A 24239-nucleotide genomic window follows, 5' to 3' on the forward strand; every position below is an offset into this window, starting at 1 on the left:
CTCCCCGTGCCGGTGATCGACAGTAGCCGGACCTGCGTCGGCTCGCCGTGAACCGCCCACGGTCGAGGTAGATGTATCACGTGCGGAGAGAGTCTTAGTTGCTGAGGTATCCCGCCTAAGGGTCCTCGATCGGCCCCTTGTACTGTGGGCGGCATGCGAATCCTGGTCACAGGCGGGGCCGGCTTCATCGGGTCCAACTACGTGCGCAAGGTTCTCGGCGGGCAGTACCCGGCGTATGCCGACGCCGAGGTCGTCGTGCTGGACAAGCTGACCTACGCCGGCAACGAGGCGAACCTCGCGCCCGTCGCCGACAGCCCGCGACTGCGTTTCGTGCGCGGCGACATCTGCGACGCGGAGCTGGTCGGCAAGCTGATGGCCGGCACCGACCTGGTCGTGCACTTCGCCGCCGAGTCGCACGTCGACCGGTCCATCCTCGGCTCGGCCGACTTCGTGCTGACCAACGTGCTCGGCACGCAGACGCTGCTCCAGGGCGCGCTGGAGGCCGGCGTCGGCAAGTTCGTGCACATCTCCACCGACGAGGTGTACGGCACCATCGACGAGGGCTCCTGGCCGGAGACCCACCCGCTGGAGCCGAACTCGCCGTACTCCGCGGCCAAGGCCGGGTCCGACCTGATGGCCCGCTCCTACCACCGCACCCACGGGCTGCCGGTGTGCATCACCCGGTGCTCGAACAACTACGGGCGGTACCACTTCCCGGAGAAGGTCATCCCGCTGTTCGTCACCAACCTGATCGACGGCAAGAAGGTGCCGCTCTACGGCGACGGCCTCAACGTGCGCGACTGGCTGCACGTGGACGACCACTGCCGCGGCATCCAGCTGGTCGCCGAGAAGGGCCGGGCCGGTGAGATCTACAACATCGGCGGCGGCACCGAGCTGACCAACAAGGAGCTCACCGAGAAGCTGCTCGAGGCCACCGGCCGGGACTGGAGCTTCGTGGAGAAGGTGGCCGACCGCAAGGGCCACGACCGCCGCTACTCGGTGGACATCACCAAGATCTCCACCGAGCTGGGCTACACCCCGCAGGTGTCGTTCGAGCAGGGCCTGGCCGACACCGTCGCCTGGTACAAGGAGAACCGCGACTGGTGGGAGCCGCTCAAGGCGCGCGCCGCCCTGTCGGCGGGCTGACCCGGTGACCCGTCTCGCACTGCTGGTGCCCGGCGGCCGCGGCCAGCTGGGCAGTGACCTCGCCGCGCTGGCCGACCGGGTCGGGCTGCTGCACGCCCCCGGCTCGGCCGAGCTGGACGTCACCGACGTCGGCGCGGTCGACGACGCCGTCGCCTCGTTCGCGCTGGCAGCGCGGGACGCCGGCCTGCGGCCGGTGCTGGTCAACGCGTCCGCGCACACCGCGGTGGACGCCGCCGAGGGCGAGCCGGACCGGGCGTACGCGATCAACGCCACCGGGGCCGGACAGCTGGCCAAGGCGGCGGTTCTCAACGGCGTGCCGATGCTGCACGTGTCGACCGACTACGTGTTCCCGGGCGACGGGGATCGGCCGTACGAGCCGGGCGACCCGACGGGGCCGAAGTCGGTGTACGGCAAGAGCAAGCTCGCCGGCGAGCAGGAAGTGCTCGGGGCCGGCGAGCAGACGTGGGTGATCCGCACCGCGTGGGTGTACGGCGCGACCGGCGGCAACTTCGTCAAGACCATGGTCAAGCTGGAGGGGCAGCGGGAGACGCTGTCCGTGGTGGACGACCAGCGGGGTTCCCCGACCTGGTCGGCCGACCTCGCGGCGGGTCTGCTGGAGCTGGCCGAGGCGGTTGTCGGCGACCGTGCGCCGGCGCAGCGAGTGCTGCACGGGACCAATGGCGGCGAGACCACCTGGTACGGCTTCACCCGCGCCATCTTCGAGGAGCTCGGCGCGGACCCGGACCGGGTGCAGCCCTGCACCACCGCCGACTTCCCGCGGCCGGCGCCGCGGCCGGCGTACTCGGTGTTGTCCGGGGCGGCGTGGGCGGCGGCGGGTCTGACCCCGCTGCGCCCGTGGCGGGAGGCCCTGACGGCCGCGTTCGCCACCGTCGGCGACCAGCTCAGGCCCTGACCTATGCAGTGAAGGGGGCGTTCCCTGCATTGAACGCAGGGAACGCCCCCCTTCACTGCAAAACGGGAAGGTCAGTTCTTGGCCATGTGGTAGGCGTCGAGGGTGCGTTCCGCGCAGCGGCGCCAGGTGTAGACGGAGGCGTGGGCGCGGCGGGCGGCGAGCAGGTCGGCGGTCGGCGGGTCCTCCAGCGCGGAGACCAGGGCCGCCGCCAGCGCCTCGGCGTCGCCGACGGGCACGAGGTGGGCCTGGTCGCCGGCGACCTCACGCAGCGCCGGCACGTCCGAGCACACCACGGGCACGTTGCAGGCCAAGGCTTCCAGCACCGGTAGCCCGAAACCCTCGTCCCGGGACGGCAGCGCGACGGCCGCCGCGCCGGCGACCACGCTGCGAAGGTCCACATCGGACAGGTAGCCGGCGGTGTGCACCCGGTCGCTCAGGGACCGATGACCGGGGCCGACGAGCAGCAGCGGCGGCAACGACGGCGTGGCGGCGTGCGCCTCCAGCAGCGTCGGCAGTCCCTTGCGGGGGCCGTCGGCGCCGACGAAGAGCAGGTACTCGGACGGCAGATTCAGCCTGGCGCGCAAGGAATCGCTCGGCGGCCGGGCGGCGAACCAGGCGGGGTCGACACCGAGCGGGGTGACCACGATCCGGTCCTGCGGCACGCCGAGCCGCTCCGTGACGATGTTGGCCACGGCAGCCGTCGGAGTGCAGACCACCGCGGCCCGTCGCGCGGATTTCCTTACCAGCTCGGGAAGTTCCCGGTCGCTGGGCGGCAATTCGTCGACGGCGTCGAGGAAATCGAGGTCGTGCACGGTCATCACGCCGCCGGCGAACATCGCCGGCGGCAGCACGAAGTTGGTGCCGTGCACGACATCCGCCAGCCCGGCGTAGATCTCCACCGGCGGGAAGGACGACCGCAGCCAGCACTTGCGTAGCAGCCGCGCGGGCACCGGCATGCCCCGCGCCCGAACCCCGTGCGGCAGCACGGAACGCAGGCCACGCCAGCCACGGAACGTGTACGCCACCGCGCGCACGTCCACCTCGTCCGGCATGGATGCCAGTTCCTCGGCCAGCGCCGCGGTGTAGCGGCCGATCCCGGTGCGCTGCCCGAGCAGCGGCGTGCCGTCCAGCAGCACCTTGAGCCGGTCAGCCACGGGTCAACCGGATGACTCGACCGGCGGCCCGCCTGGCCAGCTCCGCGGGCCCGCCCGCGTTCAGGTATTCCCGCACCAACCCCAAGTCCCTACGCAGCGTGCCGACCGTGCCCAGCGGCGTCTCCCGCACCAGCGGACCGGCCTTGACCAGCCGGTCGGCGGCCGGGTGCGGGGAGCGGCAGAACTCCACCAGCGGCGCCAGCACGACGTCCCACGTGAACCGCTCCCGCACCACCGCTATCCGCTCCCGACACCCGTCCGCGAACTCCTGGTCGTAGAGCACACGCTCCAGCGCCTCGGCGAGTTCACCCGGATTCTCCGGCGAGACGACGACGCCGAGCCGCTCGCGGCGGATCAGGTCGGCGAACGAGTCACCGTCGGTGGTCACGATGGGCAGCCCGGCCCACAGGTAGTCCAGCACCCGGGTGCGGAACGCGAAGGTGGTCTCCACGTGCTCGAAGTGCGTGGTCACGCCGCAGTCGGCGTCCAGCAGCCAGTTCTGCCGGTCGGCGTAGGGGACCCAGCGCTCGTTGAAGAACACGTGCGAGCCGGCCAGGCCGAGCCGGTTGGCCAGCCCGCGGGTGCGCCCGGCGACGCCCATGTCGGGCACGTCCGGGTTGGGGTGGCGCATGCCCATGAAGAACAGCCGCACGTCGTCGTGCCGGGCGCGCAGCCGGTCCACGGCGTGCACCAGGGTGATCGGGTCGAACCAGTTGTAGACGCCGCCGCCCCAGACGATCACCTTGTCCCGCTGGGAGATCCCGTCGACCACGCCCTTGATCGCGGGCGCGGTGCGCTGGGCGGGCTTGGCCGGCAGGCCGAACGGCACCTCGGCGATGAGCGAGCGCACGGTCGGGTCGGCGTCGTAGAGCTGCGGGGTGAGCCGGCCGAGCGCGGCCAGGTGCCCCAGCCAGAAGTGCCGCTGCCGGTCGGAGGCGCACAGGAAGAAGTCGCCCCGCTTGAGCTGGTTGTTCAGCACCGCGGTGACGCCGACGAGGTCCTTGCCGCGCTTCTCGTCGTTGTCCTCCTTGGCCTGTTCCAGCAGCTCCAGGTGCATCGGGTCGTACACGTCGCAGACCACGATCTTGGTGGAGCGCGGGCTCTTCAGGCTCTGCACCATCTCCAGCACGTGCCCCTGGAGCACGATCACGTCCGCCCAGTCGACGTGCCCGAGCAGGCCCTTGACCGTCGACTGGAGCACCGGGAACGGGGCCTGCGGCGGGTCGCAGCGCTTGTTCACCGAGACCAGCCGCACGTCGTGCTCGCCGGCCAGCGTCTCGGCCATGTGCCAGGCCCGGATCGCCGGCCCGGCCATCTGCTCGGCCAGCGCGTCGCCGGTGATCACCAGCACCCGGCGGGGCCGGCCGAACGGCTCGTCCAGGCCGAACGCGTCGACCAGCGCCTCGTGCGCGGCGAGGTAGCGCGGCAGCGGGTAGGCGGGCTCCATCGCCTTGCGCATCAACGGAACCAGGTCGGCGTCGGTGCGCACCCGCGCGGCCTGCTCGACCTTGCGGGACTCGGCCAGCGTCGGCAGCAGCTCCACGAACTGGTCGATGGCCAGCAGCCCGGCGAGCGTTTCCCGGGGCACGGCAACGGGTTCGGCGTCGGCGGCGCGGTCGGCGGGCCGCTTGGTGATCTCCAGCTGGGCGGCGTCGATCTCGCCCCTCGCGGTGGCCCGGCGGACCGCCAGCGCCATCGCGGCCGGCATCGCCTTGGCCAGCGTCTCGTCGGAGAGGTTCTTGTACATCGCGGCGAGCGCGTTGCGCTCCAACAGGAAGTACTCGCGCGAGGTGTCCACATCGGACATCGAGGCGTGGTGGCGGTGGTAGGCGACCGACCGCGGCTCGTAGCGCACCCGCCAGCCGCGCAGGTTGAGCCGCCAGCCCAGGTCGACGTCCTCGTAGAACATGAAGAAGCGCTCGTCGAAGCCGCCCAGCGCGCGGAACAGCTCGGCCCGCACGAACAGCGCGGAGCCGGTGCCGAACAGCACGTCCCGGGGCACCTCGTGGCTGCCGTCGTCGGGCTGGCCGGCGAACCGCTTGTAGCCCATGCCGAACCAGGTCAGGCCGCCGTCCACGAAGTCGATCAGCTTGCCGTCCCAGTCCAGCACCTTGCTGGCGACCGCGCCGACGTCGGGCTGGGCCCGGAGCGTGGCGACCGCGGCGCTCACCCAGTCCGCGTGCGGCCGGGCGTCGTTGTTGAGGAAGGCCAGCACCTCGCCGGTCGCGTGCTGCACGCCGAGGTTGCAGCCGCCGGCGAAGCCGAGGTTGTCGGGGGCGGCCACGAACGTCACGCCTGGTTCGGCCCGCAACCGCTCGGCGCTGCCGTCGCCGGAGTTGTTGTCCACGCAGACCAGCTGGAGCCGGTCGGGCGGGTAGTCCAGCTCCGTGCGCAAAGCGCGCAGGCAGGTCAGGGTGTCCTCGACGCCGCGGTAGTTGACGACGACAACCGACACCGACGGTCGGGTTACCCCCTCCGACACGCTGGTCTCCCTCCGTACGTGACGGCTACCAGCCTGCCCTACGAACCCCGGCTCGTGGAGACCAGGGTAAACCCTGATTGCGTCAGGGTGCTCGACCAAGCTATGTTTTGCTCAGCCGAGCAAAAAGCGGCTCGGACGAGCAAGGGGGACGAGATGACCAGGGTGATCAACCTGCTGTACGCCAACCTCGGGTTGGCACTGCTCCAGGCGGCACTGACGTTCGTGTTCTACGGCCAGCTGGTCGCGTACCAGGCGCACGGCAGCGCGGCTGCCTACAGCGTGTTCGAGAACACAACCTGGATCCGGCCGGTGGCGGTGTCGCTGGTGTCGCTGATCTACGTCGGCATCGCCCGCAACCTGCGCAAGGGGCGCCGGTCCACCTACATCCGCGTGGTCGTGATCTCGGTGCTCGGCTCGCTGGGCCTGGCCTGGGGCATCAGCCTCGGCCAGTTCCCGATCTGGATGGAGATCCTGATGGCTCTGCAGGCGCTCGTGCTGGTCGCCCTGTTCGTGTCGGCGATGCGGCCCTCGGTGCGGTCCCAGTTCGGCCGGAAGTCCAACGGCAACGCGCAGGTGGCGGCGTGAACCGCCGGCAGCTGCTCGGCCTGGCCGCGGCGAGTGTGACCGCCGCGGCCGGTGCCGGCCTCGCGCCCGCGGCTTCGGCCGCGACTGATCGCCGGCGGCCGCCGCTGGTGTTCGTGCACGGTTCGCACGGCAGCTCCGGCTACCTGGTGCCGCTCGCGGGCGAGCTGATCCAGCGCGGACGGGTCGCGCTGGCGGTCGACCTGCCCGGTCACGGCGCCGAGGGCTACTTCCCGATCTGGTACCAGGCCCCGCAGGACCTGCACGCGATGGCCACCGAGGTATCGCCGATCGCGGGCATCTCGTTGCAGGACAACGTGAACCGGGTGGTCTCGGTGCTGAGGCGGCTGGGTCCGGCGATCCTCGTCGGGCACAGCCTCGGCGGCGCGACGATCAGCGCGGTGTGCAACGCGGCGCCACATCTGGTGCAGCGCGCGGTGTACATGTCCGGGTACTGCTGCTCGAACGGCCAGACGGTCGCGGATCTGTTCCTGAGCAAGGAGAACGCGGACAGCCTGATGCACGAGCTGCCGTCCGCCGCGGACGGTGCCGTGGTGCTGGCCAACCGCTTCAACTGGCGTACCAACGATCCGAACACGTTGGCACTGCTGCGGGAGACGTACATGGCCGACGGCACGAACGCGCAGCTGCGGGCGTCGATCGGCGGGTTGCAGCCGGACGAGCCGTACGGCGTGAGCCTGTCGGACTGCTCGTTGCAGCCGGCGACCGGCGGTCGCGTGCCGCGCACGTACATCCGGTTCACGCAGGACCGGGCGATCCCGCTGGTGTTGCAGGACAAGATGATCAGCGACGCCGGCCGGTTCGAGGTGCACGACCTGGCGTCGTCACACTTCGGCGTGATGACGAAAACCGTTGAGCTGGCCGGGATTCTCGACGCCCTGTGCTAACGGCCGGCCCAGGTGCGCCACAGGGCGCGACGTCGCACCCGGGCCGTGGCGGTGATCCGCGCCCGCGCGACCAGCGCCGCCGGCAGCCGCCACAGCACGTCCGCCAGCACGGCCAGCCGCAGCGGCACCTGGAAGTTGGCCGCCTGCTGGCGCTTCCGGAACGGCAGCGTCGCGGTGATCGCCGTGAAGCGCGCCAGCTGCTCCAGCGCCACCAGCAGCGGTGCGCAGCGCACCAGCATCAGCAGCCGGTTGCGCTCGTTCCAGTGATGGAACTTGGAGGAGCCGAGCCGACTGCTCGCGCCGTGTCGGTGCACCACCCGCGCCGGCACGGAAATCACCTGCCAGCCACGCAGCCGCAGCCGCCACGAGGTGTCGGTGTCCTCGTAATAACAGAAATATCCGGCCGGTACGCCGCCGACAGACCGCAGTGCCGCGGTGCGCATCAGCACCGCGCCGCCGCAGAAGCCGAACACCTCACGCCCGGCCAGCGCCGTGTCGGCGCCGTGCCCGTCGGCCGTCAACTTCACGCCGACCGACTGCACGGAACCGTCCGGCAGCTCCAGCGACGACGTGACCGCCGCGGCGTCGCCATGGCGGTCCAAGGCGTCCTCCAGCGTGGCGATCCACGACGGTGTGGGCACGGCGTCGTCGTTCAGCCACGCCACGAACTCCGTGTCGACGCGCGGGAGCGCCGCCGCCAGCGCGCCGGCGTAGCCGCGATTGCGCGTGAGCCTCAACACGTCGTGACCCGTGAGCAGGTCGGCGGTGCCGTCGTCGGAGGCGTTGTCGACGACCAGCACGCGCGGCGCGCGGTCCTGCGCCGCCAGCGCGTCCAGGCACTCACGGATGTGCGCCCGGCCGCGCCAGGTCACCACCACGACGGTCGAACGGGCTTCAGCCACGGCCGCAGACGGTACATGTCACCCTTGGGCGTGCCCGAACTCGTGGTGCTGACCGATCAGCTGCTCGCGCCTGTGCCCGGTGGCACCGGCCGCTACACCAGGGAACTCGCCGCCGCGCTCGCCGCGACGGCTCCCGACGGCTGGACCGTGACGGGCGTCGTGGCGCGTTGTGCGGACCCGAGCGCGGCACAGATCGACGGTGTCGAGGGCCCGCGCATGCTCCCGGTGCCACGGCCCGTGCTGGCGCGACTGTGGCAGCGTGGCGTGCCACTGTGGCCCGGCGGCGACGCCGTGCACGCACCGACGCCGCTCGCGCCGACCGTCGTCAAACGCGGGCGCACGCTCGTCGCCACGGTGCACGACACGGTGCCGTGGACGCATCCCGAGACGCTCACGCCGCACGGTGCGCAGTGGCACCGCACCATGGTGTCCCGGCTCGTACGCAAGGCGCACGGCATCGTCGTGCCGACTGCCGCCGTGGCGAAGGAGCTCGCCGAATACGCCCCCGGCTCCGCGCACGTGCAGGTGATCGGGCACGGGGTCACCGCCGCGCTTGCGGTCCAACCGCCGGATGCCGATGCCGTCGCTCGACGGCTTGCGTTGCCGCCGCGCTACGTCCTCGCCGTCGGCACGCTGGAACCGCGCAAAGGCATAGATGTGCTCATAGAGGCCATGGGCCTGCCGGATGCGCCGGATCTGCCCGTGTTGCTGGTCGGGGCCACGGGCTGGGGCAACGTCGACGTGTCGTCCGAACGAGTGAGGCTGCTGGGGGCGCTGACCGACGCCGAGCTCGCCGTCGTGCTCCATCGGGCGACCGTGCTGGCGGTCCCGAGCCTCGCCGAGGGGTTCGGCCTTCCGCTGTTGGAAGCAATGGCGGCGGGCGTTCCTGTGGTCCACTCAGATGTACCGGCGCTGGTCGAGGTGGCCGACGGCGCTGGTGTCACCGCACGAATCGGCGATCCGAAGTCGCTGGTAGTGGCGTTGCGCACAGTCACCGACGATCCGGCCGCGGCGCGCGCGGCGAGCGATCGAGGTCGACAGCGGGCGAGCCGCTTCACTTGGCGCAGGGCGGCTGAATCGGTTTGGACGGCGCATCTGGGACTGGGCACACACGGTTACGCCATTCGCAGGTAATGATCATCAACCCCGCCGTACCCTGCTCGGGTGCCCCATCTCGACCCCAGCGTCTTGATCGACGCTACCGCCGTGCCCGCCGACCGGGGCGGCGTCGGACGGTACGTCGACTCGCTGGCGGCGGCGCTGGACGCGGACGGGGCCCGGCTCAGCCTGGTCTGCCAGCCGCGTGACGCCGCGCTGTACGCGGAGCTCGCGCCCAACGCCCGCATCGTGCCCGCGCCGGAGGCCGTGGCCGCGCGCACCGCGCGGCTGATGTGGGAGCAGAGCGCGCTGCCGCGGCTGGCCCGGGCGCTCGGCGTCGACGTGCTGCACTCCCCGCACTACACGATGCCGCTGGCCAGTCCGGTCGCCTCCGTCGTCACGCTGCACGACGCCACCTTCTTCACCGACCCCTTGCTGCACTCGTCGGTCAAGGCCCGCTTCTTCCGAACATGGACGCGAGCGTCGCTCGCACGCGCGACCGTGTGCGTGGTGCCCAGCCGTGCCACCGCGAACGAGCTCACGCGCGTGGCCAACGCCGACCGTCGCGTGCTTCAGGTCGCACACCACGGCGTCGACGCCGACCGCTTCCACCCGCCGTCGCCGGGGGAGATCAGGGCCGTGCGCGAGGCACTCAACCTCGACGACACGCCGTACGTGGCGTTCCTCGGGGCGTTGGAGCCGCGCAAGAACGTGCCCGCGCTCATCCGCGGCTTCGCGCGCGCCTGTCAGGGGCGCACGGATCCGCCCGCGCTCGTGCTCGCCGGCCAGCCCGGCTGGGACACGCAGATCGAGAACGCCCTGGACGCCGTGCCTCACCGGATCCGGGTGATCCGCGCCGGCTACCTGCCGTTCGAGCAGCTCTCGGGATTCCTCGGCGGCGCGGTCGTGGTGGCATACCCGAGCCTCGGCGAGGGCTTCGGGCTGCCCGTGCTGGAGGCCATGGCCAGCGGCGCCTGCGTGCTCACCACCCGGCGGCTCAGCCTGCCCGAGGTCGGCGGCGACACCGTCGCGTACGTCGGCGTCGGCGCGGGCGACATCGCCGCCGGCCTGACCGAGCTGTTGGACGACCCGGCCCGCCGGTCGGCGCTGGCCGCGGCCGCGCAGCTGCGGGCCAAGGAGTTCTCGTGGGCGGCGTCGGCCACCTGGCACCGCGAGGCGTACGGGCGGGCGGCTGTACTGGCCCGCCGCGCCCGCCACTAGTCTCATCCGGCGTGACGCAGCCCGAGCCGAAGACGTATGGCGACGAACTCGCGGTCGTGACCATCACCTACTCCCCGGGTGAGGTGCTCGACCGGTTCCTCGACACGCTGGCCAAGGCCACCACGCGCCCCGTCACCGTGATCCTCGCGGACAACGGGTCCACCGACGGCGCGCCGGAGAAGGCCGCGGCCGAGCGGGACGACGTCCGCCTCGTGCGCACCGGTGGCAACCTCGGCTACGGCGGCGCCGCCAACCGCGGTGTCGCCGAGCTGCCCGACGACGTCGGCTGGGTCGTCATCGTCAACCCCGACATCGAGTGGGGTGCCGGCTCACTGGACATCCTGATCGAGGGCGCCTCGCGGTGGCCGCGCGGCGGCTCGTTCGGGCCGCTCATCCGCGAGCCCGACGGCCGCGTGTACCCGTCCGCGCGGCTGCTGCCGTCGCTGGGCAAGGGGCTCGGGCACGCCGCGTTCGGCAAGGTGTGGCCCAGCAACCCGTGGACGCGCGAGTACCGGCAGCAGGACACCTCCGTCGTCGAGCGGCCCGCCGGGTGGCTGTCCGGTTCGTGCCTGCTCATGCGGCGTGAGGCGTTCGACTCCGTCGACGGCTTCGACTCCAGCTACTTCATGTACTTCGAGGACGTCGACCTCGGCGACCGGCTCGGGCGGGCCGGCTGGCTCAACGTCTACCTGCCGTCCGCGGAGGTCGTGCACCTCGGTGGGCACGCCACCGCGCGGGCGTCCGAGCGGATGCTGGCCGCGCACCACGCCAGCGCGTACAAGTACCTGTCCGAGCGCCATCGGGGGCCGTGGTACGCGCCGTTGCGGCTGGCCATCAAGGCCGGGCTGGCGCTGCGGTTGAAGCTGGAGCTCAGGGCTGGTCGTCCTCCGGCAGTGCCCCGCTGAGGCGGTCCGTCAGCGAGATACGGCGGCCCGGGTTCTGCTGCGTGGTCGGGATGATGCCCGGCAACTGCTTCGTCTCGGGCTCCGGCCGCTGCTGCGGAGGCTGCGGCAGCTGCTGGGTCGGCTGGACGTGCGGGAGCGGTTGCGAATGCTGAGCCCGTGGCTGGACGTGCGGGAGTGGCTGGGACTGGTGGGCCCGCGGGATCTGCTGGGTCGGCGCCTGCTGCTGCGGCACCGGCACCTGGCCCGCCGCCACCGAACCCGGCAGCACCACCGTCGTGTCGGGGTCCTGCTCGCGGGGGTCGTTCTGGTTGACCACCACCCGTGGGATCTGCACGGTCGGCTTCGCGTCCATCGGCGACGTGGCGTTGTTCGGGGTCACCACCCACCGGCTGCGGGCGCTGGCGCGGGCGAGTGCTGCGTCGGCCCGGTCGCGGGGGTCCATCTCCCGACCTCTTCCTGGTTGGCGTGCCGCCGGCCACCGGGTCCGATGCCCGGTCGATCCGCCACGTGCAAGAGTATTCCCTCGGTTGGGCCCGCGTCAGTGGAGGAGGAAGACCGGCATGTCGTCCAGCGTCGGACAGCAGGTCAGTGGGGTGGACGCCGTCGTGCTCGTCGGGGGGAAGGGCACCAGACTCCGGCCGCTCACGCTCTCAGCGCCCAAGCCCATGCTGCCCACCGCGGGGGTGCCGTTCCTGACGCACCTGCTGTCCCGGATCCGGGCCGTGGGCATCACGCACGTCGTGCTCGGCACCTCGTACAAGGCCGAGGTGTTCGCCGAGTACTTCGGCGACGGGTCTCGGCTGGGGCTGGAGCTCGAGTACGTCGTCGAGGAGGAGCCGCTGGACACCGGCGGCGGCATCCGCAACGTCGGCGACCGGCTGCGCGAGGACGACGTCATGGTGTTCAACGGCGACATCCTGTCGGGGGTGGACCTCGCCGGTGTCGTCGGCACGCACCGCGACAACGACGCCGATGTCACCCTCCACCTCGTGAAGGTTCCCGACCCCCGGGCGTTCGGCTGCGTGCCGACCGACGCCGACGGGCGGGTCACCGCGTTCCTGGAGAAGACCGACAATCCGCCGACCGACCAGATCAACGCCGGTTGCTACGTGTTCCGGCGCGAGGCGCTGATGACCATTCCCACCGGCCGTCGGGTGTCGGTGGAGCGGGAGACCTTCCCCGGCCTGCTCGCCGCCGGCCGCCGTCTCCAGGGGCACGTCGATTCGTCGTACTGGCTCGATCTCGGCACCCCCGGGGCTTTTGTCCAGGGCTCCGCCGACCTCGTCCGCGGCATCGCCCCGTCCGCCGCCCTCCCCGGCGCCCCCGGCTCCGCGATCGTTCTCGAGGGCGCCTCCGTCGACCCGACCGCCGTCCTCACCGGCGGCTCCACCGTCGGCGCCGGTTGCGTCGTCGAAGCCGGCGCCGTCGTCGACGGCTCCGTCCTCTTCGACGGCGCCGTCATCCGCTCCGGCGCCACCGTCGCCGCGTCATTGGTCGGCGCCCGTGCCGTCGTCGGCTCCGGCTCCGTCCTCCGCGACGTCGTCATCGGCGACGACGCCTCCGTCGGCGCCCACTGCGAGCTCCTCCACGGCGCCCGTGTCTGGCCCGGCATCCACCTGCCCGACACCTCCGTCCGCTTCTCCACGGACGCGTAGCCCTTGGACGCCCTGACCCGTCGCTGGAGGCCTGACTTCGCGCTCGATGTGGGCGCGGTGGTCGGGCCGATGCGGCGTGGGGCGGGGGACCCGGCGTTCCAGGTGGGCCCGGACGGGGCGGTGTGGCTGACGGGGAACACGGTCGCGGGGCCCGGGTCGCTGGCGCTGAGGCGGCAGGACGGCGAAGTGGTGGCGCGGGCCTGGGGACCCGGGGCGCCGGAGTTGCTGGACGGGGTGCCGAGGCTGCTGGGGGCCGACGACGAGCCGGAGGGGTTCGAGGCCCACCACGAGCTGATCGCCGAGACGAGGCGGCGCAATCCGGGGCTGCGGTTGGGGGCGACGGACCGCGTCTGGGACAGCCTGGTGCCGGCGGTGCTGGAGCAGAAGGTCACGGGATACGAGGCGAGAAGGTCCTGGCGGGATCTGTGCCGTCGCTACGGAACGCCGGCGCCGGGGCCGGCGCCGCTGGGGATGAGGGTGCCGCCGACGCCGAGACAGCTGCTGGCGATCAAGGACTGGGAGTGGCACAAGGCGGGCGTGGACGGGGCGCGCCGGCGGACGTTGATGAACGCGGCGGCGGCAGCGCATGCGTTGACCAGCAAGGAGAAGCTGCGCCTGATCCCGGGCATCGGGGTGTGGACGACGGCGGAGGTGGCGCAGCGCGCCTGGGGCGACGCGGACGAGGTGAGTGTGGGCGACTTCCACCTGCCGAGCGTGGTGGGCTGGGCGCTGGTGGGCCGCGCGCTGGACGACGACGGCATGCTCGAGGTGCTCGAGCCGTACCGACCGCAGCGCCAGCGCGCGGTCCGCTACATCGAGGCGTCGGGGTTCAGGAAACCCCGCTTCGCACCACGGTTCTCCGCCAGGGACTACCGGGCGATCTAGCGGTAACGGGACAGCGCCAGATCCACGAGTTCGGGCACGGTGTCCACATTGGACGGAAGCGCCTCGACGGGCCACCACTGGAGATCCACGGACTCGGCGCTGCGCACGGGCTTCGCCCCGACGGGAGCGCGCACGAGGAACCGGACGTCGAAGTGCCGGGTGGGCTTGCCGAGCGAGCACGTGATGGGGTGCACGTCGACGTGCAGCGGTGTGGACTCGATGCGCAGCCCCCGAATGCCGGACTCCTCGACGGCCTCGCGCAGGGCGGCGTCGACCAGCGTCGCATCCTCGGGCTCGCAGTGACCGCCGAGCTGGAGCCACCGGCCGACCCGAGGGTGCAGCGTCAGCAGGACGTTCTCGGCGGTGGCGTCGAGCACCAGCGCCGAGGCGGTGATGTGCCCGGCCTCGCACGACCGCAGGCACGCGTCCTCACGAGCGGCGAGGAAGCCGAGGAACGCCTGCCGCAGCGCCTCCTGCGGCTCGCTGCCGGGCAGCCACCCGGTCAACGTCGACACGGCGTCGGCATGCAGGCTCACAGGCCCACCTCGCCAGCGCTCGGCGGGTCCGTGACCCAGGTCCCTGCGTTGAATGGTGCCGTCGCAAGCTCGGTCACAGTTCCACCAATCCCAGTTCGGTCGGCGCGGGCGGCCGAGGCCCGGTGACACCGTCGGCCGGATGACCGACGGCGACGGCGCCGAGCGGCGACCAGTCGGCGGGCAGGTCCAGCACGGCCCGCACGATGTCGGGGCAGAAGATGGTCGACGACACCCAGCACGAAGCGAGGTCCTCGGCCGCCAGGGCGACCAGTAGCCCCTGCACCGCGGCGCCGCCGGCGACGGTGAACATGGTGCGCTCGGCCCCTTGCCGCAACGCGTCGGGATACGAGTGGGCGCCGTCCATGACCATGAACGGCAGCACCAGTTCGGTCGCGCCCCACAGCAGGTCGCCGCGAGCGATGCGGCGCTCGATCCGCGCCTCGTCCCACCCGTCGTTACGAAGGTCGGCGCGCCACTGGTCGCGCATGGCCTCCAGCAGCTTGGTCCGCCGCGCACGGTCCCGCACCCACACGAACCGCACGGGATGCGTGTGGTGCGGCGCGGGGGCCGTCAACGCCACGCCGATGGCCCGCCGCAGCACGTCCTCGTCCACCGGCTCGCCACTGAAACTCCGCACGGATCGCCGCAGCAGCACGGCCTCGCGACGGCCCTGCGCGATGGATTCGTTGGTGCCCAACCGGAACAGGTCTTCCTCGACGGGCCGGTTCAGGTCCCGTGCGGTGGATCCGTTGTCCGCCAGGGACAACCCGCGCACGACCGCCACCGGCACCGCGCCGAGTTTGCCCTTGACGAGGTCGCCGGCGGCGGCGATCTCGTCGGCCAGCGCGATCTCGGTCACCACGAGCTCGTTGCCCTGCCGGTCGACCTCGCCGGCGTAGCTGCGGACCACCGGCAGCCCGGACGCGCCGATGGCGGCGTCGGTCTGCCCGACCCGCCAGGCCCGGCCCATGGTGTCGGTGATCACGACGGCGACGGAGACGCCCAGCCGCTCGCGCAGCTCGGTGCGCAGCTTCCGGGCCGAGGCGTCGGGGTCGAGCGGCAGCAGCGCGATCTCGGCCTGCGACACGTTGGAGTTGTCCACCCCGGACGCGGCCTGCACGATGCCGAGCCGGTTCTGGGTGATCAGGGTGTTCTTCACCCGCGCCAGCACCCGCACCGACTCGGAGACCACGAGCTCCCGCCGCCGGGCCTCGCGTTCCTCCGGGTCGTCCGGCGCGGGCACCAGCTGACCCTCCACTTTGGACACGATCTTGCTGGTGACCACCAGCACGTCGCCGTCGCGCAGCCACGGCGCGGCCTGCGCGATCGCGGCGGTCAGGTCGTCGCCGGGCCGGAACTCGGGCAGTCCGGGCACCGGCAGCAGTTCGACGGAGCCCTCGGCGTGATCGGTCAACGTCGGCTCCCGGCTCGGTGCTCGTGCGAAACGCCAGCGATGCTCACGGGTCCTCATCCTGCCACGCCGGCGCGCCCCCCGACCGCGGCGCTGCCCCGTCGACGCCGAAATTCGGCCGACAGATTGTACTCGCCGGTTTCGGTGGTCGCCAGGAAATTGGCCGAAAGGGCGAAGAGTCCTGCGACACGCATCTGACGGGCCCTGTGGACGTCTTGTCCTATGTCGGGGGACAAGGGGGAGAAACATGGGGGCAGTTCGCGGCGCGACAAAACCGGGACCGCCGGTGTCGCGCGAGAAGGTGGACAACTGGTTGGCGCGGTACAGCTTTCCGCTGCTCCGCGTCGCACTGGGGTTGGTGATCTTCGGTTTCGGATTTCTCAAATACTTTCCCGGGGTCAGTCCGGCGCAGGATCTGGTGCTGCACGTCAACCGGATCCTGACGTTCGGACTGGTGCCGGACCAGGTGGCGCTGCCGGCGCTGGCCACGGTCGAGTGCCTGCTCGGCCTGTCGCTGATCACCGGCCGGGGCCTGCGCTACGTCGTGTATCCGCTCACCGCGTGGGCGCTGGCGATCCTGCTGCCGGTGCTGCTGTTCCCGGGGGAGCTGTTCAGCGGGCCGGACCACGCGCCGACGCTGGCCGGTCAGTACGTGCTCAAGGACATCATTCTGCTCGCCGCCTGTCTGGTGGTCATGGCGCGAGTCCGAAACAACACAAGGGGGCTGTGAAATGCCTGCTGTTTTCCGTGCCAGTGCACCCGTCGCCGACGCCGGCCCGGATCTCGGTCCGCTGCTGGAACTGCCGGGCACCTGGGTCGGCAATGGCTTCAATCTGATCTCGCGTCCCGACCAGCACGACAACAAGCCGTTCTTCCTCGAGCTCAACGCCACGCGGGAGACGTTGTCGTTCACGGAGATCGGCGCGCCGATCCCGAACCGGGGCAGCGGCCAGGACGACATCTTCTTCCTGGGCGTGCACTATCTCCAGCGGATCAGCGACGCGGTGACCAACGGGGCGCTGCACCTGGAGCCGGGAATGTGGCTGAACATTCCGGCGACCACGGATCCGGCGGCGCCGGCCAGCGTGGCCCGCCTGGCCACCATTCCGCACGGCGACGCGCTGCTCGCGCAGGGCTCGTCGCTGACCGTCGCCGGACCGCCGGAGATCGCGCCGGTCGACTCGACGCCGACGTTCTCCGCCGGCCCCAACACCGGCCAGAAGGTGACGGGCGCCTACCTGGACCCGTTCACCACGACGCCGCTGCCGCCCGGCATCCCGGACGGCGCGATCGCCAACCCGAACGTGGTGCTGACCGAGGCGATCAGCCAGCAGAAGATCCTCGAGACCACGGTGCTGATCATCAGCACCGCCACCCAGGTCGGCGGCACCGCCGGCGGCATCCAGAACATCCCGTTCGTCGTGCAGAACGCCAACGCGACGAGCATGAGCGCGATCTTCTGGATCGAGAAGGTGCAGTCCGCGGACGGCACCGGGACGTTCATGCAGCTCCAGTACACCCAGCAGGTGACGCTGGACTTCCTGGGGATCGCCTGGCCGCACATCCAGGTGGCCACGCTGGTGAAGCAGTAGGGCCGCAGTGCGCGGCGGCGCCTCGCGCCGCCGCGCACCGGGTCAGCCGAGCGACACGCCGGCGAGGTCCAGCGCCGCGCGGACCATGTCCGCGGTGGCGTCCACATCGGACATCAGCAGCGGCACGTTGCGCACGGCGACGCCGTCCACGGTCGCGGAGTCCTCGGGCGCGATCAGCCAGCCGTCCAGCAGGCCGTCGGCCTTGCGGGAGCCGTAGTGCCGGCCGACGGCCTCGGCGCTGGTCTCCACGCCGATCGCGGTGAGGCAGGCGTCGGCCATGCCGCGCACCGGCTTGTCGCCGATGATCGGGGAGATGCCGACCACACCGGCCGAGGTCTGTCGAACCGATTCGCGCACACCGGGGATCGACAGCACGGTGCCGACGCTGACCACGGGGTTGGACGGTGCGAACAACACCGCGTCCGCGCCGGCGATGGCGTCCAGCACGCCCGGCGCCGGCTTGGCGTCGTCCGCGCCGACCGGCACGATCGAGTGCGCCGGCAACTCGGCGTGGTACCGGATCCACCACTCCTGGAAGTGGATCGCCCGCCGCTCGTCCTCCGAGCCGGGCACGTCCACCACGACGTGCGTCTCCACCTGGTCGTCGGTCATCGGCAGCAGCCGCACGCCGGGCTCCCAGCGCGCGCACAGCGCCTCGGTGACCGCCGACAGCGGATAGCCGGCGCGCAGCATGCGCGTGCGCACGAGGTGGGTGGCGATGTCCCGGTCGCCCAGCCCGAACCACGGCGCCTCCGCGCCGTAGGCGGCCAGTTCCTCCTTGACCCGCCAGGTCTCCCCGGACAGCCCCCAGCCGCGCTCGGTGTCGATGCCACCGCCGAGCGTGTACATGCACGTGTCCAGGTCCGGGCAGATGCGCAGGCCGTGCAGCCACACGTCGTCCCCGGTGTTCACCAAAGCGGTGACTTCTGCCTGTTCGGGCAGAGCTGCCTTCACGCCCAGCAGGAATCTCGCCCCGCCGACGCCACCGACCAGTACCACGACCTTCACAGGGCGCAATCCTTTCACGCTTGCGGGTGAAACCTCACCGGAGCCAGAAGCGGAAGATGAAGTCGCCCGCGACGAAGAGCTGGTAATCGCCGCCGAGCGCGGCGAACAGGGCCCGCGCGATGGCGAAGAACACGCCGCTGACCTGGGAGAAGCTGATCACCAGGGCGAACAGCACCAGCGGCGCCCACGGCCGCACCTTCATGGCGACGGCCTGCGCCTCCCGGGACAGCCAGGGCGAGATCACGCCGAAGCCGTCGAAGCCCGGCACCGGCAGGATGTTGAACAGGAAGGTCATCACCTGGAGGAAGGCCAGGTAGCCGACGGCAAGCGCGAGGCCGGTGGGCAGATTCACGACCAGCAGCACGACGTTGAGCAGCACGCCGATAAGAAGATTGAACAGCGGTCCGGCGAGGGAAACCAGCGATTCGATCGGCCTCGACCGCAGCGCCCAGTGGTTGATCAGGACGGCGCCGCCGGGCAGCGGGATACCTCCGATGATCAGGTAGATCAGCGGCAGCACGATGCTCAGTACTGGATCGGTGTAGTGACGCGGGTCGAGCGTCAGGTAACCGCGCGTGCGCACGTCGTGGTCGCCGCCGCGGTAGGCCACGAACGCGTGGCCGAACTCGTGCAGGCACAGGGAAACGACCCAGCCGCCGATGGCGAACAGCACGACGCCCAGGGTGAGCAGCGCCCGGCTGCCGGTGAACGGGTCGGCCGCCGGCAGGGCGCACAGCACCGCACCGATGACTGTCATGCCGAGCAGGCCGAGAAACAGGGGGCTCGGTCGCACCGAAGATCGGTTCACAGCTCCAGTGTGCCCGGTGGCCCAGGGTGACCGGCGGCGGTATGACCAGGTGGCGGTGCCTGCTAGCCCTCAGTGACGGTGTCCCCCGACGTGTGTACTTCGCTTGACCCCTTGCAACGACACGGGTGTAATCACATTGGTGTCATTCACCGTCGAGGGGGCGGTGGGTGGTGTCCGCCAACCGGGGAGTGCGGAAGGCGAGGAGGCGGACGGACATGGAAATAGAAGGAGGCCGCATCGTGGAAGCGGCCGAGATCGTCGGCATCGCGCCGGTTCGTGAGTTCAGCCTGCTGGAATCCGGTGAGAGGGATTTCACGGTGCTGGACGGGGTGTTCGACGACGAGGACGAGCAGGAGTGGCAGGAGCGCGCCCTGTGCGCGCAGACCGACCCGGAGGCGTTCTTCCCCGAGAAGGGCGGATCCACCCGGGAGGCCAAGCGGATCTGTCAGGGCTGCGAGGTGCGCTCGGAGTGTCTCGAGTACGCGCTGGCCCATGACGAGCGCTTCGGCATCTGGGGCGGGCTGTCCGAACGGGAGCGCCGGAAGTTGAAGAAGCGGCCCGCTTAGCGGCTTTACCCTCCGGGCAGCTGGCCCGATGATCAGTCGTACGGTGTGCTCCAGGCGCCGACGATGGGAGTGGCCAGTTGCCCGGTAAGGCCCAGCCGGTCCTGCGCACCGCGCCGGTGCTCGCCGTGCTCGTGTGCCACGACGGCGAGGCGTGGCTGCGCCTGGCGCTGTCCGCGCTGCGCCGCTCGACGCCGCGGCCGCGGCACGTGATCGCGGTGGACACGGGCTCCCGGGACCGGACCTCGAAGTTGTTGGCCGAGGCGGCATCCGGCGACAAGCCCGTGCTGGACGGCGTGCTGACGATGTCCCGTGGAACCGGTTTCGGGGACGCCGTGCGGGCCGCCGTGGGGCACGCGATCCAGCGCTGGGGCGATCCCGGGCGGTGGCTGTGGCTGCTGCACGACGACAGCGCGCCGGAGCCGGACTGCCTGGCCGCGCTGCTGGCTGCGGCGGAGATGTCGCCGGCCGCCGGCGTGCTCGGGCCGCTCGGCCTGGACTGGAACGACCCGACCACGGTCGTCTCGGCCGGACTGTCCACGGATTCGTCCGGTCATCGGCAGACCGGCATCTCCACGCTGGAGAGCGCGCAGGCGCGGTTTTTCGAGCAGAGCACCGAATCCCTGGCGGTGGCCTCGGCCGGCTCGCTGATCGCCCGGGAGCTGTGGAGCCGGCTCGACGGCTACGACCCGGTGCTGCCGATGCTCGGCGACGATCTGGATTTCGGTTGGCGCGCAAACAAAGCCGGCAGCCTGGTGCTGTCGGTGCCGACGGCTCGCCTGCGGCATGTCCGCGCCGCCAGTGTAGGCGAACGCCGGCTGGACGCGCTGGCCGCGCCGCCGGGGCCGTTCCGTCGCGGCGTCGAGCGCGCCCACGGCGTGCGCACGTTCCTGGTCAACTGCGCGCTGCCGTCCTTCCTGATCGGCCTGCCGCGCCTGGTGCTGCTGTGTCTGTTGCGCGCCATGGGTTTCCTGGTGCTGCGGCGGGTCCCGGACGCGCGTGCCGAGCTCGGCGCGGTCCGCTATCTGCTGAGCGGGCGCGGGCATCTGCTGTCCGCTCGGGCAGATCGCCGGCGAACTTCGATCGCCGGGCAGAAAAGTGTGCGCGGACTGTTCACCAGCCGGCTGACGCGGTTGCGCAACGCGATCCGCAGCGGCCTGGCCGTGCTGGTGCGCCGGCGCGTGCAGGCCGACGCGGTGCTCGGCCGGCTGCCGGCGCCGGAGACGGCGCGGACGGCGTGGCTGGATCCCGAGGACAGCCGCAACGCCAAGCTTCCCGTCGGGCCGCAGGCGTTGCCGGCCGGCGCGCTGCGTGGCGCGCCGCGCCGACCGGCCGGACTCCGGCGGCCGGCGGCCGTCGTCGTGCCCGTCGCGGCCCAGACGCCGATGGGAATGAGACCCAGTCCACGCCCTCGGCCCTCGCCGCGACGGCGCGGCGAGGAGGCGCCGAATCCGCTGGCCGACCTCATGATCGTCGAGGTCGATCGCGGCGAGGTGATCCGGCAGCTGCTGCTGTCGCCGGCGCTGTGGATGTTCGCGGCGCTGTCGGTGCTCGGCGTGCTCGTCAACGTCGGCCGGCTCGGCACCGATCTCGTCGGCGGCCGGTTGCTGCCGGTGCGGGACCTCGCCACCACCTGGTCGACGTACCTGGCGACCTGGCATCCGGTGGCCGGCGGCACGGCCGCGCCGGCCCCGGCGGCCTTGGCAGTGCTGGGAAGTCTCGGCGCGGTGCTGGGCGGTCCCAAGGCTGCGGTGGCCGTGCTGATGTTCGGCGACCTGCCGCTGGCCGGCGTCTCGGCGTACCTGGCGACGCGGCGGATGCGTGTCGCCAGGCCGATTCGCGCGCTGGTCGCCGCCACGTACGCGCTGCTGCCGGCGGCCGCGACGGCGGTGTCGCAGGGGCGGCTGGACGTGGTCGTCGTGCACCTGGTGCTGCCGCTGGTGCTTGCCGGGGCGGCAACCCTGTTGCGTGGCAACGCACCCGGCACGTGGGTGGCCACCGTCGCGAGCACGTCCATCGGACTGGCGGTGATCGGCGCCTTCTCGCCGTTGACGCATCTGCTGGTGCTGGTCGGCGTGCTGATCGGCTTCGTCGCCGTGCCGGGGCACCGGCGCGTGCTGGCGCTGTTCGGGATCGTGTTGCTGCCGCTGGCTTTGCTGCTGCCGTGGCCGGCGGTCGTGTTGCAGCACCCCGATGTCCTGCTGCACGGCATCGGCGCGCGGCTGCCCGACCCGGCCGAGCCGTGGACCCGGATCGTCACCCTTGATCCGGGCGGCCCAGAAGCCCTTGGCGTGATCGGGGCATTCGTCGTCGTGGCCGGCGTGAGCGCGGCGGTGTTGCGCGCCAACCGGAACGTGCTGCCCGGCCTGGTGGTCGCCGTCGGCGGCGCGGTGGTGGTGGCGTTTCTCTGGCACAACCGGGTGTGGACCGGCGCGCCGATGCTCGTCGCCGGCGCGGGGCTGCTGCTGGTGGTGCTCGGCGCGTGCGTGCCGGCGCCGGTCGTGTGGTCGATCCCGCACGTGCGGTTCGCCGCCGTGAGCGCGGCGGTGGTCGTGGTCGGGGTGCTCGCCGCCAGTGCGCTGCTGGCCGGGCGGCAGGGGCCGCTGCGGGCCGGCGGCGATCCGAGGTTCGTGCCGGCGATCGCCAACGAGCTGGCGTCGACCGGCGAGACCGTCCTGGAGGTGGCCCACGGCGACCGGCCGACCCGGTTGACCGCCGGCGGGCTCGCCGGCTTCGGCGACGACGACCTGGAACCGGTGCCGGGGGCCGCCGAACGGATCGCCAAGCTCGGCGCGGACCTGATCGGCACCGACCACGACGCCGCCAGGGCGGCCGTCGCCCAGCTCGCCGCCGACGGCGTCAGCTACATCGTGCTGCCCGACACCGCGGCCGCCGGGCGGCTGCACGACTCCGTCGGCGAACTGGCCTCAGCCTCGCCGCCGATGTCCGACGGCCGGCCGGTGGTACGGGTGCAGCTGGCCAACGGGCACGTGGTGCTGCTGGCCCCGCAGCAGGCGCAGAAGGCCGTCACGGGCGGCACCCCGCCCGCCGAGCTCGGGGCGCCCGGCATCGCGCCGGTGGACGCCGCTCCGCCGGACATCGCCGTACGGGTGTCGGACGGGCCGAGCGGCCGGCTGCTGGTGCTGGCCGCCGAGGACGAGCCCGGCTGGCGGGCGACCGTGGACGGCCGTCAGGTGGCCACCGTGCGGGCCTGGGGCCACCTCATCGCGGTCCCGGTGCCGACCACCGCCGCCGACGTCACCGTCGACCAGCCCGGCACCCTGCGGAGCTTCCTGCTCCTGGCCCAGGCCGCCTTCCTGCTCTTCACGGTGCTTGTTTCGCCGCGTGCCGCGGCGGAGCGAGGCCGCCTTTGAGCCGGTGCCTGTCCCTTGCCGGATTTTTCGAGCGCCGCGTCGGCTTCCTGGTGGGTACGCCGGGTGGCGCCGCTCGAAAAATCTGCCAACCGTGCCAAGCACCGGCGCGGCCTCGCGGCCACCGGGTCACCGGCTCTCAGGCAGGTCTTAATCCCCGTCGATGACGTCCGGGTCCAGGCCCAGGTAGCTGGCGATCTGCTCGACCAGCACGTCGTGCACGAGATCCGCGAGATCCGCCCCGTCCTTGGCCCGCGCCTCCAGCGGCCGGCGGTACAGCACGATCCGGGCCCGGGTGGGCAGCCCGCGGCGGTCGACCCCGGCCGGCACCAGCCGGGCCAGCGGCACGTTGCCGTCGTCGACGACGCCGTCCTCCCAGCTCAGCTCGTCGTCCGGCCCGACGTGCACCTCCGGCACGTCGTCCACCGCGACGTCCAGTTGGGTCAACTCCGTGCGCCAGCGCGCCTCGATCGGCTCGAGCGCCTCGATCACGAGCGCGTCGAAACGCTCGGCCCGGCTGCGCGCGGCGGGCAGCGTCGCCGGATAGAGGGGTCCCCGCAGGCCACGGCCGTGCCGGTCGCGACTGCGGCGTCCCCGACGCCTGGATCCTCGAGCCATCACCACGGCCAGTCAGCGTACGCGGGGGCGTGTCACCCGCGTGCCTGCACGCCGCCAAGAGTGGGAAGCGCTATCGTCAGCGATCGTGCGGAGCGTGAGGCGGTGCTCGCGAACCGGGTGTACGAACCCGGCAGTCGCCACGCTCACCTACGCCTATGCGGACTCCACCGCGGTCGTCGGACCCCTGGCCACCTACTCCGAACCGCACAGTTACGACCTGTGCGAGGAGCACGCCATGCGGCTCACGGTGCCCCGCGGCTGGGAGGTCGTCAGGCATGAGGGTGAGTTCGCCGCTCCCGAGCCGTCGGTCGACGACCTGACGGCGCTCGCGGAGGCGGTGCGGGAGGCCGGCCGGGCCGACCGACCGGTGGACCGGGTCGATCCGACCCGGGTCGACCCGATGGGGGCCCATCGTCGGGGCCACCTGCGGGTGTTGCCCGACCCGATCGAGGACTGAACGCGCCGGTAGGCTGGCATCCGA

General features: G+C 71.9%; 23 protein-coding genes. 14 read left to right on the top strand and 9 right to left on the bottom strand.

The features are described from left to right. The first annotated feature begins 153 nt into the window (after positions 1 to 153). Positions 154 to 1146, top strand: coding sequence for a dTDP-glucose 4,6-dehydratase (gene rfbB, locus BCF44_RS03970; protein WP_116172633.1), 993 nt, complete (start codon positions 154 to 156; stop codon positions 1144 to 1146). Between the two features lie 4 nt (positions 1147 to 1150). After that, positions 1151 to 2059, top strand: a complete 909-nt coding sequence (gene rfbD / locus BCF44_RS03975; RefSeq protein ID WP_116172634.1) for a dTDP-4-dehydrorhamnose reductase — start codon at positions 1151 to 1153, stop codon at positions 2057 to 2059. A gap of 71 nt (positions 2060 to 2130) precedes the next feature. On the opposite strand, the gene BCF44_RS03980 is transcribed toward rfbD, so the two are convergent. Together BCF44_RS03980 and BCF44_RS03985 are read right to left on the bottom strand one after the other, a co-directional pair. Beyond that, positions 2131 to 3213: a glycosyltransferase family 4 protein gene (locus BCF44_RS03980; protein ID WP_116172635.1), complete on the bottom strand. Its 1083-nt coding sequence runs from the start codon at positions 3211 to 3213 to the stop codon at positions 2131 to 2133. Continuing rightward, positions 3206 to 5695 carry a glycosyltransferase gene (locus BCF44_RS03985; protein ID WP_211352867.1) on the bottom strand — a complete coding sequence of 830 codons (2490 nt, stop codon included), beginning with the start codon at positions 5693 to 5695 and terminating at the stop codon, positions 3206 to 3208. The genes BCF44_RS03980 and BCF44_RS03985 overlap by 8 nt, the downstream gene beginning before the upstream one ends. Positions 5696 to 5848: 153 nt before the next feature. Here BCF44_RS03985 and BCF44_RS55275 point away from each other — a divergent pair, with 153 nt between their 5' ends. Both BCF44_RS55275 and BCF44_RS55280 read left to right on the top strand, forming a co-directional pair. Further along, on the top strand, positions 5849 to 6280 hold the full coding sequence (locus tag BCF44_RS55275; protein WP_170217312.1) for a hypothetical protein: 432 nt from the start codon (positions 5849 to 5851) through the stop codon (positions 6278 to 6280). Continuing rightward, the gene (locus tag BCF44_RS55280; RefSeq protein WP_170217313.1) at positions 6277 to 7185 is read left to right on the top strand and encodes an alpha/beta fold hydrolase; all 909 of its coding nucleotides are present in this window, start codon (positions 6277 to 6279) and stop codon (positions 7183 to 7185) included. Before BCF44_RS55275 ends, BCF44_RS55280 begins: the two co-directional genes overlap by 4 nt. Here the strand turns inward: BCF44_RS55280 and BCF44_RS03995 are convergent. Beyond that, on the bottom strand, positions 7182 to 8087 hold the full coding sequence (locus tag BCF44_RS03995; protein ID WP_116172638.1) for a glycosyltransferase: 906 nt from the start codon (positions 8085 to 8087) through the stop codon (positions 7182 to 7184). The genes BCF44_RS55280 and BCF44_RS03995 overlap by 4 nt on opposite strands. A 30-nt stretch (positions 8088 to 8117) precedes the next feature. Between BCF44_RS03995 and BCF44_RS04000 the strand changes: the two genes are divergently transcribed. From BCF44_RS04000 to BCF44_RS04010, 3 genes are read left to right on the top strand one after another with little or no spacing between them, the layout of a single operon-like run. After that, positions 8118 to 9221 (top strand): glycosyltransferase family 4 protein, encoded by a 1104-nt coding sequence (locus BCF44_RS04000; RefSeq protein WP_211352868.1) that lies wholly within the window; start codon positions 8118 to 8120, stop codon positions 9219 to 9221. A 30-nt stretch (positions 9222 to 9251) separates the two neighbouring features. Next, positions 9252 to 10406: a glycosyltransferase family 4 protein gene (locus tag BCF44_RS04005; protein ID WP_116172640.1), complete on the top strand. Its 1155-nt coding sequence runs from the start codon at positions 9252 to 9254 to the stop codon at positions 10404 to 10406. Between the two features lie 11 nt (positions 10407 to 10417). Beyond that, entirely contained in the window at positions 10418 to 11311 is an 894-nt protein-coding gene (locus BCF44_RS04010) for a glycosyltransferase family 2 protein (RefSeq protein ID WP_211352869.1), read from the top strand. Here BCF44_RS04010 and BCF44_RS04015 read toward each other — a convergent pair. Beyond that, the gene (locus BCF44_RS04015; protein ID WP_116172641.1) at positions 11277 to 11753 is read right to left on the bottom strand and encodes a hypothetical protein; all 477 of its coding nucleotides are present in this window, start codon (positions 11751 to 11753) and stop codon (positions 11277 to 11279) included. The two genes, BCF44_RS04010 and BCF44_RS04015, sit on opposite strands and share 35 nt — an antisense overlap. Before the next feature lie 118 nt (positions 11754 to 11871). Between BCF44_RS04015 and manB the strand changes: the two genes are divergently transcribed. Then, positions 11872 to 12966, top strand: coding sequence for a mannose-1-phosphate guanylyltransferase (manB, locus tag BCF44_RS04020; protein ID WP_116172642.1), 1095 nt, complete (start codon positions 11872 to 11874; stop codon positions 12964 to 12966). A 69-nt stretch (positions 12967 to 13035) separates the two neighbouring features. Beyond that, a complete protein-coding gene (locus BCF44_RS04025; protein ID WP_116172895.1) occupies positions 13036 to 13851 on the top strand; it encodes a DNA-3-methyladenine glycosylase family protein in 816 nt (271 codons plus the stop codon). Here the strand turns inward: BCF44_RS04025 and BCF44_RS04030 are convergent. Together BCF44_RS04030 and BCF44_RS04035 are read right to left on the bottom strand one after the other, a co-directional pair. Further along, positions 13848 to 14387 (bottom strand): NUDIX hydrolase, encoded by a 540-nt coding sequence (locus tag BCF44_RS04030; protein ID WP_116172643.1) that lies wholly within the window; start codon positions 14385 to 14387, stop codon positions 13848 to 13850. The two genes, BCF44_RS04025 and BCF44_RS04030, sit on opposite strands and share 4 nt — an antisense overlap. 73 nt (positions 14388 to 14460) lie before the next feature. Further along, the gene (locus BCF44_RS04035; RefSeq protein ID WP_116172644.1) at positions 14461 to 15801 is read right to left on the bottom strand and encodes a coenzyme F420-0:L-glutamate ligase; all 1341 of its coding nucleotides are present in this window, start codon (positions 15799 to 15801) and stop codon (positions 14461 to 14463) included. A gap of 244 nt (positions 15802 to 16045) precedes the next feature. Here BCF44_RS04035 and BCF44_RS04040 point away from each other — a divergent pair, with 244 nt between their 5' ends. Both BCF44_RS04040 and BCF44_RS04045 read left to right on the top strand, forming a co-directional pair. After that, complete coding sequence (locus BCF44_RS04040) at positions 16046 to 16528, top strand: DoxX family protein (RefSeq protein ID WP_116172645.1); 483 nt, start codon at positions 16046 to 16048, stop codon at positions 16526 to 16528. A gap of 1 nt (position 16529) precedes the next feature. Then, positions 16530 to 17390 (top strand): heme-binding protein, encoded by an 861-nt coding sequence (locus BCF44_RS04045; protein WP_116172646.1) that lies wholly within the window; start codon positions 16530 to 16532, stop codon positions 17388 to 17390. Positions 17391 to 17432: 42 nt separating this feature from the next. Here the strand turns inward: BCF44_RS04045 and cofD are convergent, their stop codons facing one another. Both cofD and BCF44_RS04055 read right to left on the bottom strand, forming a co-directional pair. Next, positions 17433 to 18398, bottom strand: a complete 966-nt coding sequence (gene cofD / locus BCF44_RS04050; protein WP_116172647.1) for a 2-phospho-L-lactate transferase — start codon at positions 18396 to 18398, stop codon at positions 17433 to 17435. A gap of 34 nt (positions 18399 to 18432) precedes the next feature. Then, positions 18433 to 19155 (bottom strand): site-2 protease family protein, encoded by a 723-nt coding sequence (locus tag BCF44_RS04055; RefSeq protein ID WP_246014815.1) that lies wholly within the window; start codon positions 19153 to 19155, stop codon positions 18433 to 18435. Positions 19156 to 19523: 368 nt separating this feature from the next. Between BCF44_RS04055 and BCF44_RS04060 the strand changes: the two genes are divergently transcribed. After that, complete coding sequence (locus BCF44_RS04060; RefSeq protein WP_170217340.1) at positions 19524 to 19772, top strand: WhiB family transcriptional regulator; 249 nt, start codon at positions 19524 to 19526, stop codon at positions 19770 to 19772. A gap of 77 nt (positions 19773 to 19849) precedes the next feature. Beyond that, positions 19850 to 23143, top strand: coding sequence for a glycosyltransferase family 2 protein (locus BCF44_RS04065; protein ID WP_116172649.1), 3294 nt, complete (start codon positions 19850 to 19852; stop codon positions 23141 to 23143). Positions 23144 to 23290: 147 nt separating this feature from the next. Here BCF44_RS04065 and BCF44_RS04070 read toward each other — a convergent pair whose 3' ends face one another. Then, complete coding sequence (locus BCF44_RS04070) at positions 23291 to 23758, bottom strand: metallopeptidase family protein (RefSeq protein ID WP_116172897.1); 468 nt, start codon at positions 23756 to 23758, stop codon at positions 23291 to 23293. A gap of 85 nt (positions 23759 to 23843) precedes the next feature. On the opposite strand from BCF44_RS04070, the gene BCF44_RS04075 reads away from it, so the two are divergent. Beyond that, positions 23844 to 24215, top strand: coding sequence for a DUF3499 domain-containing protein (locus BCF44_RS04075; protein WP_211352871.1), 372 nt, complete (start codon positions 23844 to 23846; stop codon positions 24213 to 24215). Positions 24216 to 24239 lie beyond the last annotated feature (24 nt).

The sequence above is a fragment of the Kutzneria buriramensis genome, assembly GCF_003387475.1.
Lineage (GTDB): Bacteria > Actinomycetota > Actinomycetes > Mycobacteriales > Pseudonocardiaceae > Kutzneria > Kutzneria buriramensis.